Source organism: Nostoc sp. GT001 (genome assembly GCF_030382115.1).
Lineage (GTDB): Bacteria > Cyanobacteriota > Cyanobacteriia > Cyanobacteriales > Nostocaceae > Nostoc.
The window spans coordinates 4019098-4034221 of the sequence record NZ_JAUDRJ010000003.1; the positions used below are offsets into that span (position 1 = coordinate 4019098).

Annotated in this window: 8 protein-coding genes; 7 read left to right on the forward strand and 1 reads right to left on the reverse strand. The window is 37.3% G+C overall.

The window, feature by feature from the left end:
• Positions 1 to 267: 267 nt before the first annotated feature.
• Both QUD05_RS20030 and QUD05_RS20035 read left to right on the forward strand, forming a co-directional pair.
• Positions 268 to 2262, forward strand: coding sequence for a serine/threonine phosphatase (locus QUD05_RS20030; protein ID WP_289797601.1), 1995 nt, complete (start codon positions 268 to 270; stop codon positions 2260 to 2262).
• A 204-nt stretch (positions 2263 to 2466) separates the two neighbouring features.
• On the forward strand, positions 2467 to 3750 hold the full coding sequence (locus tag QUD05_RS20035; RefSeq protein WP_289797602.1) for a protein kinase domain-containing protein: 1284 nt from the start codon (positions 2467 to 2469) through the stop codon (positions 3748 to 3750).
• A 300-nt stretch (positions 3751 to 4050) separates the two neighbouring features.
• Here the strand turns inward: QUD05_RS20035 and QUD05_RS20040 are convergent, their stop codons facing one another.
• Positions 4051 to 4269: a DUF4327 family protein gene (locus QUD05_RS20040; RefSeq protein ID WP_012407469.1), complete on the reverse strand. Its 219-nt coding sequence runs from the start codon at positions 4267 to 4269 to the stop codon at positions 4051 to 4053.
• A gap of 903 nt (positions 4270 to 5172) precedes the next feature.
• Between QUD05_RS20040 and QUD05_RS20045 the strand changes: the two genes are divergently transcribed.
• The 5 genes from QUD05_RS20045 (at position 5173) to QUD05_RS20065 (ending at position 15064) form a co-directional block, all read left to right on the forward strand.
• Positions 5173 to 5580 carry a tetratricopeptide repeat protein gene (locus QUD05_RS20045; protein WP_289797603.1) on the forward strand — a complete coding sequence of 136 codons (408 nt, stop codon included), beginning with the start codon at positions 5173 to 5175 and terminating at the stop codon, positions 5578 to 5580.
• Between the two features lie 101 nt (positions 5581 to 5681).
• On the forward strand, positions 5682 to 6230 hold the full coding sequence (locus QUD05_RS20050; RefSeq protein ID WP_289797604.1) for an acyltransferase: 549 nt from the start codon (positions 5682 to 5684) through the stop codon (positions 6228 to 6230).
• Positions 6231 to 6263: 33 nt separating this feature from the next.
• Positions 6264 to 7319, forward strand: coding sequence for an FkbM family methyltransferase (locus tag QUD05_RS20055; protein WP_289797605.1), 1056 nt, complete (start codon positions 6264 to 6266; stop codon positions 7317 to 7319).
• A 77-nt stretch (positions 7320 to 7396) separates the two neighbouring features.
• Positions 7397 to 8620, forward strand: a complete 1224-nt coding sequence (locus QUD05_RS20060; RefSeq protein ID WP_289797606.1) for an aminotransferase class I/II-fold pyridoxal phosphate-dependent enzyme — start codon at positions 7397 to 7399, stop codon at positions 8618 to 8620.
• Positions 8621 to 8968: 348 nt separating this feature from the next.
• Complete coding sequence (locus QUD05_RS20065) at positions 8969 to 15064, forward strand: glycosyltransferase (RefSeq protein ID WP_289797607.1); 6096 nt, start codon at positions 8969 to 8971, stop codon at positions 15062 to 15064.
• Positions 15065 to 15124: the final 60 nt, after the last annotated feature.

The window sequence follows — 15124 nt, forward strand, 5'->3', positions numbered from 1 at the left end:
GCAGTCGAACTGCGTAGCCGTTGGCGTTCGCGTTAGCGTCTCTGAAAGAGAAGCCTCTCGTAGAGAAGTGCTGCTCCCCTGCTCCATTTATAAGGAATTAGCTGCCAATATATGAAATATTTATATAATATGCGTCACAATTAATACTGCCACCAAAATTCATTGATAAACTACAATCTACTGTAGTCAGGGACAGCCAATTGTGGCACCTTGGATCTTAGTGGCTAGAAGCACCTTGGAACGAACGGGAATAAAGGAACTTCCACTATGCTGATTTGCCCTCAGTGTAAATTTGAAAACCCCAATAGCAACAAATTCTGTCAAAACTGTGGCACGTCCCTGACTCACAAGGTCTGTCCTGAATGCAGTACCGATGATGTACCTGTGAATGCACTACGTTGTCATAACTGTGACACTGAATGTGGAACAGTGTTTTGGGCAATTATTGCTAAAGAAACTACTGGGGAAGCTTTGAGAGGAGAAGGGGATGTCGGAGATGTGGGAGGTGAAGGAGATGAGCAAGCAATACCCTCCTCATCTCCTGTATCTCCTAGTTTTCAAATTACATTAGGCTCCTATTTAGACTCCCAGGAGCGCTATCAATTATTAGATGCACTACCAACCCAAACGGAAACTGACATTATTACTGATTTAGGTGTCAGAGTTTTAGACTGCCAGCCGTATCAAATATCACCGATTGAGGCAATCCTAGAAAGTCAGGAATCAGATTTGCTAACACCATCAGTGGAAGCGAGTGAGATTCCTCGCCTTGCTAAACTTTATATTGCTTTACAATCCCAAGGTGAGCGGGGAATACCGTCGATTCACGACGCATGGCAGCAAGGTGATATACAGGTATTAATAATCGAAAACCGCTCGGATTGGCAGTATTTACTCGACCTGTGGCAAGAAGAAACAACCAGTTCGTTAAAAATTTTACACTGGTGTTATGAAATGACCCAACTTTGGGCAGTATTGGAACCAGTAAATTGTCGTCAAAGCCTTTTAGATTTGTCGAATTTGCGATTGGATGAAGACCAAACGTTGGCACTACAAAGGTTGTATGTGGAATCACCGAATTCTCAGCCCGCCACGGAGTCGCCAGAAGATGCCCAAAGCCAAACATCTGCCATTCCAGAGGAGCCGTTAACGATCCAAGCTTTGGGAAGAGTTTGGCAAGCACTATTTAGACAGTCGCAACGGACTCAATTTGGCTCCGTAGTCCAGATGTTGGGGGATTTAGAGGTGGGTAAGATTCAGACGATCGCCCAATTGCGATCGCGTTTGGAGGAAATTTCTATTGAACTGGAAGCATTAGGAACCGCAACTTTGCCCCCAATAAAGGAGAAAAATACTGCTGTGTCCACTACCCCGCAATCAGATGAGTTAGAAGATATCATTAGCAAAACTGATGATATGCCAACTGTGGTGCTGGCAATGCAGTTAAGTAGCTTAGAAGATGCAGGACGCACAGATGTGGGGCGTCAACGTCATCATAACGAAGACTACTTTGGCATTGAAACCAAAATTCATAAACTGGAGTTACCCAAAAGTCGAGTTTTAGAAGGGTATGGTTTGTATATTCTTTGTGATGGTATGGGTGGACATGCTGGCGGCGAGATAGCCAGCGAGTTAGCAGTCAACACCCTACGGCAATACTTTCAAGAACACTGGATTGCCAACCAGCTGCCAACAGAAGATAGCATTCGTGAGGCAGTGTATTTAGCTAATGAGGCGATTTACAAGCTCAATCAACAAGATGCCCGTTCTGGAGTTGGGCGTATGGGTACAACTTTAGTAATGCTTTTAATTCAAGATACTCAAGCAGCAGTCGCTCATGTGGGAGATAGCCGTCTCTATCGCCTGACGCGTAAGCAGGGGCTAGAACAAGTCACAGTAGATCACGAAGTTGGGCAACGGGAAATTAACCGAGGAGTGGAAGCAAGCATAGCTTACGCCCGTCCAGATGCCTACCAACTTACCCAAGCCTTGGGGCCTCGTGATGAAAACTCGATTAATCCCGACGTAGGCTTTTTTGACATCAACGAAGATACTCTTCTGCTGTTGGCATCGGATGGTCTATCAGATAATGATTTACTAGAAACTCATTGGCAGACGCACTTAGAACCCTTACTTAGTTCTGGCGCTAACTTAGAACGGGGTGTGACAGATTTAATTGATTTGGCAAATCAACACAACGGTCACGACAATATTACTGGTATACTTATTCGGGCAAAAGTACGCCCAAATCTAGAAAGTTAATCATAAATAAATGGGAATGGCGAAGAAGCAGGAGAGCAGGGGAGCAATACTGCTCGGTTAAAGGGAAAAGGGTAAGGGGAAAAGGATTGGAAGGCTCAATAATATATAAGGTATATAAGGTTTTTCCCCATTCCCCTTTCCCCTTTCCCCATTCCCCTTTCCCCATTCTCCAATCCCTAATCCATTTACCTTGTAGGTTGTATTGTGGTTAGTCTGACCCTGTTAGAACCGCAACAGAAAACGCCCCTCCAGCAGTGGAGCTTTGAGAACTCCTCCATAATTCGGATTGGTCGAGCGGCAGATAATCACGTTGTTTTAAATGATAGTTTAGTTTCGCGGCATCATCTAGAACTGAGAAAAGTCGGTGACGCTAGCAATGGCGATGCTTGGCAGCTGATTAGTCAGGGTACAAATGGGACTTTTCTCAACGGTATCCTTGTACTTCAGAGTCCGTTACCAGATAATTCTCTTTTGCAATTGGCACAGGGAGGCCCAATACTGCAATTCCAAATTCAGGAGGTAACAGTACTGGAAACTGGTTTGCGATCGCAGCAAATACAAGGGATAGAAGAAAACGCCGCCGAGACACTTTACTCAGCAAAAAACCCGGCAAATTCATCCTCCACTTGCACGCACGAAGGTAATTCCCCAAACAATCTATTTTGCATCCACTGCGGTCAACCTCTCTCAGTCCAACAGAGAATTCGCCATTATCAGGTGTTGCGAACTCTCGGACAAGGAGGTATGGGTACTACCTATCTCGCTTGGGATGAGGCTGGTCTGATTGCGGGTATGCCACAACTGCTGGTGTTGAAGCAAATGAATGCTGATATGCTGAAAATTGTCAAAGCTCAAGAGTTATTTGAACGAGAGGCGCATACTCTCAAATCCCTTAACCATCCTGGAATTCCCAAGTATTATGACTTCTTTGTAGAAGGCGGAAAAAAATACTTGGCAATGGAATTAATCCACGGACAAGATTTGGAGAAACGTGTCTATACCACTGGCCCAGTAATACCAAACCAAGCGATCGCTTGGATGATCCAAACCTGTGATATTTTAGACTACCTTCATAGCCAAGAGCCTCCACTAATTCACCGCGATATCAAACCCGCCAATTTAATGGTGCGAAGTTCAGAAAATCGTATAGTGGTGCTAGACTTTGGCGCAGTTAAAGAAATTGGCACAGCGCCCGGTACTCGAATTGGTGCAGAAGGTTACTGCGCTCCTGAACAAGAACGAGGACAACCTTTGACTCAATCTGATTTGTATGCAATTGGTCCAACACTAATTTTTCTGCTCACAGGCGAAAACCCTTTCAAGTATTACCGCCAACGAGGGCGAAACTTCAGGTTTGATGTGGCAAAAGTTCCCACTATTAGTTCCCAATTAAGGGATGTTATCGATCGCGTTACAGAACCATTGCCACGCGATCGCTATCAAAATGCAAAGGAATTGGCTGCGGCTTTAGCTGCCTGTAAAGTTTAGAGAATCGGGAGTGTGTAGAGACGCGATTAATCACGTCTAGTAGTCCGCCGAGTCAACAATGCTTGGTTTTTAGTGAGCGCTTAAGCGCTAAAATCAAGGAATGAAGTCCTTACTACAAACTTATTCACCCATCAAAACTTTTGGGACAGAGTACTAGTGGTCTATCGCAAAAGTTTTAAGAGGTTAGTGGTGTTCAGCTCCCCGACTTCTTCAAGAAGTCGGGGAGCTAGCAGCCCCGCAAAATTAATGCGATGAACCACTAGGGAGTGGTGAATATTAAAAATTTCTATTCCCTATTCCCTACTCCTCATCCCAAGTTTCTACAGCTAGCAATTCACTAACTGGGTCTTGCATACTAAAGCCAAAGTCAAGCAGTTCTTGTTTCCAGTGCTGCCATTCATTACCATAGAGCAGAGCGATTTTCCAGATGCTATCGCTTGGCTTGATAATATTAGATTCTATGAGTGATTGCACGTTGCGTTGCAATTTCACCATTGGGTGAATCACTTGCTGAGTCATAACCTCGATTCAATTCTGATTTTGTGGGTAAATGCTTAATTAAAACTGCTTTCCATTCTGCAATTGTTGCCGGCCCGTAGAGTGGTGTAATTTGTAAAGCTAGTCTTAACTTTTTAACTATACCATAACAAACTCTACTAAGNNNCTGNNNAATTCGGTTTTGTACGGTAATTACCACCAGAAAATCCCAATTTTACCAAGCAGTCCTTAAACTTTTTGCAGAAGCCAGATAAAAGTTTCGGGATAAGGAGTAAGGGATGTTTATCTTTCCCCTTTTTCCTTTAACCTTTGCCCCTTTTGTTTTTCCCCTTTAGGTCTACCTTTTTTCTGCAAGAGTGCAACACTACCTTTCGTAAGATATTTATTGTGAACGCCGATCAGAATAATTACTCCTCAAGGAAGTTCCACTAAGTAGTGTGACTGAGGACTACTGGAAAAATTCTGTTTGTTTAAATTAGAAAAAATATGCTTGCTTGTTGCAGTAGCTATAGGATACGAGCTAGTTTGAAAGTCTTTGACTGACAGGGAAATTGCAATTTAATAGAAATGTTTACTCTTTCTGTTGATTTAAATGCTATTTAGATTATCGCAAACATCTGGCTTTAGGCGAAATAATTGCAAATCTTTATATAATTTTTATGTTTTGCTCAGAGAATAAGACCTCTTAGGGCGCAGGGTAGGGTTTTGCTTTGAGGTATAAGAGCGATCGGCGGTAAACTACGCATGGCAAAATTGGCAGTACAGCATAGTTTTACCATAAGGTTCTCTCGTCTTCAGAGTCAGTATTTGAAGTTTGTGTGAAAAATTTTTAGCGAGGATGTTAGTTTCTGTTGAACAGATGGGTATCCTCAGAACGGGAGGCTTGCTGATACCTAAGTATTTACCGCAGCAAGTATGTCAGGCATGGCTGGTTCGGACGAAGAATACCTAATTACCCGCAAAAAGCAGATTCAGCGGCGGCAAAAGATTGTCACGATAGTGTCGATGTTCTCGTTTTTTGGTTCTACGGTATTTGCAGTAATTCCGGCAATCCAACAGGCTACTCAACCAAAGCCAGCAACTGCGTCTGCTTCTCCTGAGTCAGGATTACAGCAACAGGCGCGGGGCTACGAGTTGGTTTTACAACGGGAACCAGAAAACCAACTTGCTTTAGAGAAGCTGTCTTTACTGCGGTTGCAATTGAAGGATGCGAAAGGTGCGATGGAACTTTTGGAGAAGCTAGTGAAGTTACATCCTGAGCGGCAAGATTACAAAGTTGTATTAGAGAAGATTAAGAAGCAAGAGGGAAATAGCGATAAGCCAAGTAAATAAACAAGCTTATTTTCTTAATTGCCAAGCTCAGAGTTAAGTAATCAAAGCGAAATTTATTGAATCGATATTTATAAATTATTCAAAATGTGAGGTTAACAAATATGCAAACCCCTATTAATAAGTATGGGATACCAAGTGTAAGTATTTTTGAGTATACAAAGATAATAGGTTTAGAAAATATAGAATTTGGTAGAAATATCATAATTGATGATTTCGTATTTATATATGCCAAAAAAGGAATCAAGATAGGTAACAACGTTCATATTGCATCATTCACTTCAATAACGGGAGGTGAGTATTTTACAATGGAGGATTTTTCAGGTTTATCTTCTGGTGTAAGAATTTTTACTGGCTCAGAAGATTTTCAGGAATGGGGTTTTGGAAATCCTACAATTGACGAAAAGTATAGAAATACTAAGAGAGCACCTATACACATCGGCAAATTTTGTGTAATCGGTGCAAATAGCGTTATTTTACCAGGTGTTACTGTTGGCGAAGGGGCTACAGTTGGTGCTGGCTCAGTTGTCAGCAAAAACTTAGAGCCGTGGGGGATATATATTGGAAATCGCAAAATCGGTGATCGAGATAAATCAGGAGTTCTTGAAAACTACAACAAATTTTTATTAGAAAATATAATTACTACAAATTAACCCAATATCTTAGAAATATGGTGACAAAAAGTTATGTCCAAATTTATCAATGATATTATCCATGAGTTTTATATAAATATTCATAGTTTTCAGGAAAATAACTGGGATTATGATATGTTTCAAACATTATCAAACGATCATACCAACAGACAGATTTTTATAGACTCATACAGTTATTATCTTAAATTTCTTTTCCAAAATCAGGAAAATCTTCAGCAAGTTCACGAAATTCTAGCTGATTCTGAGTCTAAGAATTGGTTAACAAACTTGTTACTTTTCCGAATGGTAGGACATTTACACTTTAAATTACCTACCAATAATGAACAACACTGGCGAGACAGACAGAAAGCTAAGGAAATGATAGTTTCAGAATCTGATACAGATTACTCTGGTATTTTTGGTGAATTGCAGAAGTATGCGGTTAGCTTTGAAGATCAATATATTACTATTGATTGCTGGTGGCTCAATGTGGCTTGGACATTTTTATTTAAGCAATATTATTTTAATAGAAATAATGTTAAAATATGTCCTGAACTAGGAGATTATGTTATTGATGCTGGTGCGTGCTTTGGAGATACAGCAATAGCTTTTGCATCAACTATTGGCTCAGAAGGCAAAGTTTTTTCATTTGAAATAGAGCCACATAATTTAGATGTATTTTGCTACAACTTGATGCAGAATCAGGATTTGGCAGAGAGAGTAGTTATTAGTGATTATGCTCTAACAGATAGTTCAGAAACTCAGCTTTATTTACATGGTGATGGACCTAGTGCAAATATTAGTAACACTCCATCGGAAATACCTATAGCTACTACCACAATTGATCAACTTGTATATGAAAAAAGTATAGATAGAGTGGATTTTATTAAAATGGATATTGAAGGTGCTGAGTTAAGTGCCTTACATGGGGCTGTAGAAACTATCCGTAAGTTCCGTCCAAAACTTGCTATTTCTATATATCATAGACCAAATGACATTTTTGATATTCCTATTTTTATCCATAGTTTAGATATTGGCTACCAGTTGTACATAGATCATTACACGATACATTTAGGGGAAACAGTGCTTTACGCAAAAGTTATGGAATAAACCTTTGATATCATTTTACTTTTATTTTTAATATATCAAATACCCTCACTTTTAAAACATAATAAAATCTTTTTTTAATGTTTTATAAAGTTTTCCAAAATATAAAAGAAAAAATGTTTCAGATAAAAAAATACTTCAAGGAATTAGCTTTGTTTGCCGGAACACCAACCTTCTCGGAAAAATTACATGTTGGTCGTCCCAATATTGGAAACCGCGAACACCTACTTAATCGCATCAATGACATCTTAGATAAAAGATGGCTAACGAACAATGGGTCTTATGTACAAGAATTTGAGCAACGCATTGCTGAATTTGTCGGAGTAAAGCATTGTATTGCTAGCTGTAACGCTACAGTAGCATTAGAAATAGCTATCCGCGCTGTGGGTTTAAAAGGTGAAGTTATTGTCCCTTCTTTTACCTTTATTGCAACTGCACACGCTCTACAATGGCAAGAAATTACCCCTGTATTTTGTGATATTGATCCTAAAACACACAACATTGATCCAAAACAAATAGAGCAGTTAATAACTCCACGTACTACAGGTATTATTGGCGTTCATTTGTGGGGTCGTCCTTGTAACGTGGAGGTTTTAAGTAAAATTGCCCGTACCCACAACTTAAAATTAATGTTTGATGCGGCTCATGCTTTCGGTTGTTCACATCAAGGACGTATGATTGGTAGCTTTGGAGATGCCGAAGTTTTTAGCTTCCACGCTACTAAGTTTTTGAATACATTTGAAGGTGGAGCAATTGTTACAAATAGTGATGAACTAGCGGAAAAAATTCGCTTGATGACAAATTTTGGTTTTGCTGGTATGGATAATGTTATCTATATTGGTACAAATGGCAAGATGAATGAAATATCAGCAGCAATGGGATTAACTTCCCTAGAAAGTATTGATAGCTTTATTGAAGTTAACTATAGTAATTATAGATGTTACCAAAAAGAGCTTGCTGATATTCCAGGGATTTCTTTATTGACTTATAATGAAGGTGAAAAATGTAACTATCAGTATATTGTTTTAGAAATAGAACAATATAAAACTAAAATAAGTAGAGACAAACTACTCGAAATTCTTCATACTCAAAATGTGATAGCTCGGCGCTATTTTTATCCAGGTTGTCATCGAATGGAGCCTTACAGATCGTATTTTCCGTATGCCAGACTAGTACTACCTGAAACTGAACAATTAGCAGATATTATTTTAGTTTTACCTACAGGAACATCAGTTAATCAAGATCAGATTCGCATGATAGCTAAACTTATTAGAATTGCTATTATTGAAGGTAAAACTAGTTAACAAAAAACAATCAATTACTTATCCAATATATAGCTTATCCAATATATAGGAATCCGGTTTTATTTCTGAATTTACTTGCATGAGCAGGGAACAGGGAACAGGGAATAGGGAACAGGAAAGAAGGCATAGATCAGTACTGAGTCTTGTTCAAAAATTAAATAGGAGTCCTATATAGCTTATCCAATATATAGAATGAATGATTTAGATAAAAGATAGTTATAGCTTTTGCTTTTAGACTCAAAGATACATCGGCACACACCATTATTTTTTGCTTACCAATAATGGGGATATCTATAATAATTTAAACCCTTTTTTTGCCAAAAAAAACTAACTATTAAGGTAAATATTATGAGTAGAAATACCAAAAAATGTCAGTTAAACTTTATTATATCTGCTCCAGCATTTAAATTTAATACGGGTGGAGTTGTCGCTCTTTATAATCTCGCTCGAATCATTGATGAATATAATATTCCTTGCAAAATATTTGACACAGATGGAGCTAGATTGCCAAACAATATTTTTGATGATTATGCAACAGAAGCTGATCTCAATGAGAATACGGTTGTAATATATTCAGAGGTTGTTGTTGGCAATCTTGTAAATGCAAAGTATGTAGTTAGATGGATTCTTTGCGAACTTGGCATTCATTGTCCACATGATATATATACAACATGGGGAAAAGATGATTTTATTTATCATTATAGTACATACAATCCTCAAAAAAATGTAAAATACTATAATATTCTTTCCCCTGTATACGTAGAACCCAGATTAAAAAATAATGCCAGATCAAGAGATGGATATTGTCACATTATAAGGAAAGGTCACAAATTTCACAAACCATTGATCCATATTCATCCGTCCAATTCCCTTCTGTTGGATGATAATTTATCTCAAGAAGTTCTTATTGAAATATTTAATATAAAAGAATATTTAATTTCTTATGATCCATATTCTTATATTACTTACATGGCGGCTTTATGTGGGTGTATTTCCATAGTAATGCCAATCAAAGGAACTAGCAAAGAGCAATGGCTTCAAAGCTCATTTATTTCTAAAGTTTTGGAACAATCTGAAGACAAGGAATTAAAGGGAATTGCTTATGGATTAGAAGAAGTAGAATATGCAAGAGAAACATTGCAAGAGGTACGAAATCAACAAGGCATATTTGTCCAATATGGCAAAGATTCTGTTTTGCGCTTTATCAATGATATGATTAGCATAGTTTGTGCTGAATCAGAATCAACAATATCACCAAAAAATTCTAATATTTTACGAGTTATAGATGTATTCCCGATTAGTAAATTTCCACTAATACTAGAAGAGAGTACACAACAATATAATTCAAAAAAGATTGTTAATAATCTGAAAGATATTAACTTTATTATCTTCCCAGATTGGAGTCAATCAGAAGAATCAATTGGTTTAGAGTTGCAAGAAGTGATTAAAATTCTTGCAACTTATCCTGATAGTCAAAATACTACTCTGCTGATTGACAGTAGTAACATTCCAATCGAAGATGCTGAACTATTTTTATCCAGTGTCGCCATGAATTTGCTGATGGAAGAAGATTTAGACATAACTAATGAGTTAGAAATTTCCTTAGTTGGAGACTTATATAATATCCAATGGCAAGCTTTGTTACCACGCATTAAGGCAAGAATTGTTTTGAAACAGGAAAACCAGGAGGCACAGGCAAAAAAACTAATTCAAAACCTTGCAGCTTGGGATATAGATATCTTAATCGCTTCCGCCTTAGAAAATAAAACGGTTTCTTGTCTTGACTTTCAACCTGTTTTTAGTATAATATTCCCAGTCTTTAATACTCCTGAGCAATACTTAAAACCTGCCATTGAGTCTGTATTAAATCAGATTTATCCATACTGGGAGTTATGTATTGCTGATGATGCTTCTACCAAACCTAATATTAGAAAAATATTAGAAGAGTATTCTCGAACAGATTCCCGCATCAAAGTTATCTTCAAAAATGAAAATGGTCATATTTCTCGTTCCTCTAACTCAGCTATAGAAATAGCAACAGGAGAGTTTATAGCACTTTTTGATCACGATGATTTATTAACATCAGATGCCTTATACGAAGTAGCACTGCTGCTCAATCAGCATCCAGATGCAGATATGATCTATTCAGATGAAGATAAAGTTGATGACAACAACCAATTTCTTTTCCCTACTTATAAACCAGATTGGTGTCCTGATTCATTTTTGTCTCGAATGTACACTTGTCATCTCGGCATTTATCGCCGATCGCTTATTAACGAAATCGGCGGTTTTAGAGTTGGTTATGAAGGAAGCCAAGATTACGATTTGGTTTTGAGATTGACAGAGAAAACAGAGAAAATATTTCATATACCTAAAGTTCTATATCATTGGCGTCTTCACTCTGGTTCTACATCTGCTTCTACGACTGCAAAATCTTATGCCTATGAAGCAGGATTTAAGGCTTTGACAGATGCGCTTGCTAGAAGAGGCGAAAAAGGCACAATCTTACCAGACTCTAATATTCCTGGGCATTACCATGCTCGTTACGAAATAGACTCTTATAAACTAGTTAGTATTATCATTATTGCAAGAGATTTTGGCTCCATATTCAATCAATGCCTAGAATCAATTTTTGCAGAAACTTTATATCCGAACTATGAAGTAATTGTCATAGATAATGGTAGTATATCTCAGCCATTAAAAATTATTGATAAGTGGCAAGTTCAACAGCCTAATCGATTTAAGTATTACTCTCATAATATTCCATTGAATTACTCAAAGCTAAATAATTATGCTGTTACAAAAGCGCAAGGTGATTATTTATTTTTTCTGAGTAGTGACATTCAGGTTCTTCAAGGGGATTGGCTTAATGTAATGGTTGAGCAAGCCCAAAGAGAGTGTATTGGTGCCGTTAGTGGATTTTTAATTGATTCCAACAACTCTATTCAACACGTAGGATTAGCACTGGGTTTAGGCAAAATTGCTAGTCATATCTATAAAGGACTTACTAAAATAGACGAATACGAAACTTTAGCTAATATAGCATTGATTAAGAACGTCTCAGCCGTAACAGAAGATTGTTTAATGTGTCGTAGAGACGTGTTTGAAAGTGTTGATGGATTTGATGAAACATTACCTCTTGTCTACAACGATGTGGATTTGTGTTTAAAACTGATAGCGAAAGGATATAAAAATATTTATCTTCCTCATGTCAAGCTCATTCACCATGAATTCAGCAGTTGGGAAGTTCAAATTAGGAAGGAAGAACGTTTATATATTGAAGAGATAGCAGTTAATTTCATGCAAGAAAAGTGGGGTAAGATCCTTGAATATGATCCTTGCTGTAGTCCTCACTTAATTAGAAACCTAAACCTTAAAATTCAAGCAGAAAACAAGAAAATAATACAACATTATAGTCAAGATGTAGAAACAGAGCCAAAAGAATTTTTTCAGCCTCTTGTAAGTATTTGCATTCCTACTTATAATGGGGAAAGCTTTATTGCAGAAGCTATTAATAGTGTATTATGCCAAACCTATCCAAATATAGAAATTATCTTATCTGACGATAATTCTACTGACAAAACAGTTGAGATTTCTAAATCATTTAACCAAAAATTATCCTTTGATTTTTCAATTCTCCATCATACTCAGTATGGACTAGCTCAGAATTGGAATTTTTGTATTTCTCAAGCTAAAGGCAAGTATATAAAGTTTTTATTTCAAGATGACTTATTAGAGCCAACTGCTATTGAAGAAATGGTTAATTTGGCTGAACGAGATGAAGAAATAGGTTTGGTTTTTTCGCCGAGAAGACTTTTCACTAATACTGGCGATACTGTCTATGATTCAAACTTTTTAATGCATCACGAAGCTAAGGATGTACACAAAGCTTGGTCAGAATTAAAGCCAATTCAATCAGGACAGCAACTTTTGCAAGATTCCAATATACTTGACAATCCAATTAATAAAATTGGAGAGCCAAGCACAGTACTTATTAGAAAAGATGTTTTTGATAAAGTAGGATTATTTAACTCTGAGTTTTGCCAACTTGTAGATTTAGAAATGTGGCTCAGAGTTATGAGTCAATACAAAATCGGTTTTGTTGACAAAGTTTTATCCCAATTTAGGATACATCCACAACAACAAACTCGTCGGAATGCTGCTTTAAAAGATGCTATTTTATTAGATTATCAAAAGCTTTTTAAGACAATTTACAGCGATACACGATATCCTCAAGCAACGAGGCAACAAGCTCTTTATAGATACGCAACTTTGAGTGAACAAAATGGAGAATTGCATCAGTTGCGAAAACAAATAACAGAAGAATGTCTAAATGCTTCAGATGAGCAGATAACAGATATGTATCTGGGTCTGTTAGGTAAAACACATAAGATGTTAGTGAATAGTAGCATCAAATATGAAAGCCTGGCTAATGAAGAACAGATTTTTGTTAATAATATCGTTACAACTATATCTCAAGGTTTTGAACAGCCAAAAGCAATTCAGAGTTTACTCGCAGCTATGCTGTATTGCCGTGCTGACCAGTTACCATTACAGCATAACCTCTCTCACATACCCCATTGGTTAGTTCAGGACTATTTACAATTCCTATTTTCTTCCCCAGTTCACTTTCAAGAACCGGGTGAGGCAGATAATTACTATTACTTTATGCAAGGATGGATTAATTATTTACACACATCAATATTACAAAATTCTGATTCTCAATCGTGGGATACAATACTTAATAATTTTGTGTCCATTTCTAATTTTATTGCCCTATATTTTAATGATCATAATCTTAAAGATATCTATGTTAAACGTGCAGGAATTATAGAATATTTACTAAAAGTTAAGGGTTATAAGGTAGATTACGAGTTTGTTGATAGACCTATAACCAGAAAAAAAATACGCTTGGGTGTCCTGGCTGCACATTTTCTACCTGGTTCTGAAACATTTGCTTACCTGCCTGTTTATGAGTATATCAGTAGAGATTTTGAAGTAATTTTGTACTCTCTTAATCAAACTGGTCATAAACTAGAGCAATATTGTCAAAGCTGTGCTAACTCTTTTAAACTACTGCCACAAGATTTAGTAGAACAGGTAAATATTATTCGTGCTGATGATCTCGATATATTATTTATTGCTACCAATGTGACGGCAGTAACAAATCAAATTTGCCTTTTATCAATGCATCGGTTAGCCAGAATACAAATTACAAGTGGCGGATCTGTGGTAACAACAGGAATGCGGCATATAGATTATTACATTTCTGGTACTCTAACCGATCCATCGCCAACGGCAGAACAGCAATATCAAGAAAAGTTGGTGAAACTTGAAGGGTCTGCTCATTGCTTTAGTTATGGTAATGAGGAAGAAAATGTAATTGTCAAAGTCGATCGAGAAAGTTTGGGTATATCCGAAGAAACAGTTATTTTTATCTCTGGTGCTAACTTCTTTAAAATCATCCCTGAACTAATTGATATTTGGGCAAAAATAATTTCTGGAGTTCCTAACTCTGTTTTAGTGCTTCTGCCATTTGGCCCAAATTGGTCAAACAATTATCCTAAGAAAGCTTTTGTAAATCACTTAATGAAAGTGTTTTCAAAGCATGGAATATCGGCAGAAAAATTAATAGTTTTAGATCCTCAGCCCGTGCCAAACCGCCAAGAAGTTAAAGAATACTTCAAAATTGCCGATATTTATCTAGATTCTTTTCCATTTTCTGGAACAACTTCTTTAATAGAACCACTACAGGTTAATTTACCAGTAATTGCTAGACTGGGAACTAGTTTTCGCTCTACAATGGGGGCTGCAATGGTGCAGACATTAGATATACCTGATTTAGTCGCAGATAGTGAAGAGTCTTATATACAGTTAGCGATCGCACTCGGCAATAACCCTAAATTACGCCAACAAAAGAGCGCCGAAATCAAGGCAAAAATGCAAGCTAATCCTAGTTTTCTAGATAGTCGCTCTTACTCAGATAAAATAGGTAGTCTCTTCCAAGAACTATTTAGTAAATATCTTGCAGATACTCTGAGTCAAAATTTCCGCTTAGGAGATATTAACCTAATTATTTTTCCAGATTGGTTACAGCCAGAAGACTTACTATATCAAGATTTAGCAAGTGTCATTTCTACTCTCACTACTCACCCAGATAAAAGTAACTTAACTCTCCTGATAGATACTCAAAATATTTCTGAAGAAGAAGCCGATATGCTTTTATCGTCTTTGACCATGAATTTGCTCATGGAAGATGATGTCGATATAACTGAGGGGCCAGAAATTTCTCTGCTTAGTAAGATGAGTGATACACAATGGAAAACTCTTTTGCCTAGAATTCAGACTCGAATTGCTTTAGCAACAGATAATCAACAGGCGATCGCACAAGCTAAAGCAGAAACTCTTCTATCCTGCGATGTAGATAGCTTGAGCGCATCTTAAGAAGCGCTTTATAAATAAGTTTGTAGTAAGCACTTCAGTGCTTACTACAAACTTTTCATT

Bases quoted from the DNA above. Each gene is read 5' to 3' on its own strand.
- QUD05_RS20065 (WP_289797607.1), top strand. From the start codon at position 8,969: ATGAGTAGAAATACCAAAAAATGTCAGTTAAACTTTATTATATCTGCT.
- QUD05_RS20030 (WP_289797601.1), top strand. From the start codon at position 268: ATGCTGATTTGCCCTCAGTGTAAATTTGAAAACCCCAATAGCAACAAA.
- QUD05_RS20060 (WP_289797606.1), top strand. From the start codon at position 7,397: ATGTTTTATAAAGTTTTCCAAAATATAAAAGAAAAAATGTTTCAGATA.
- QUD05_RS20040 (WP_012407469.1), bottom strand. From the start codon at position 4,269: ATGACTCAGCAAGTGATTCACCCAATGGTGAAATTGCAACGCAACGTG.
- QUD05_RS20055 (WP_289797605.1), top strand. From the start codon at position 6,264: ATGTCCAAATTTATCAATGATATTATCCATGAGTTTTATATAAATATT.
- QUD05_RS20045 (WP_289797603.1), top strand. From the start codon at position 5,173: ATGGCTGGTTCGGACGAAGAATACCTAATTACCCGCAAAAAGCAGATT.
- QUD05_RS20050 (WP_289797604.1), top strand. From the start codon at position 5,682: ATGCAAACCCCTATTAATAAGTATGGGATACCAAGTGTAAGTATTTTT.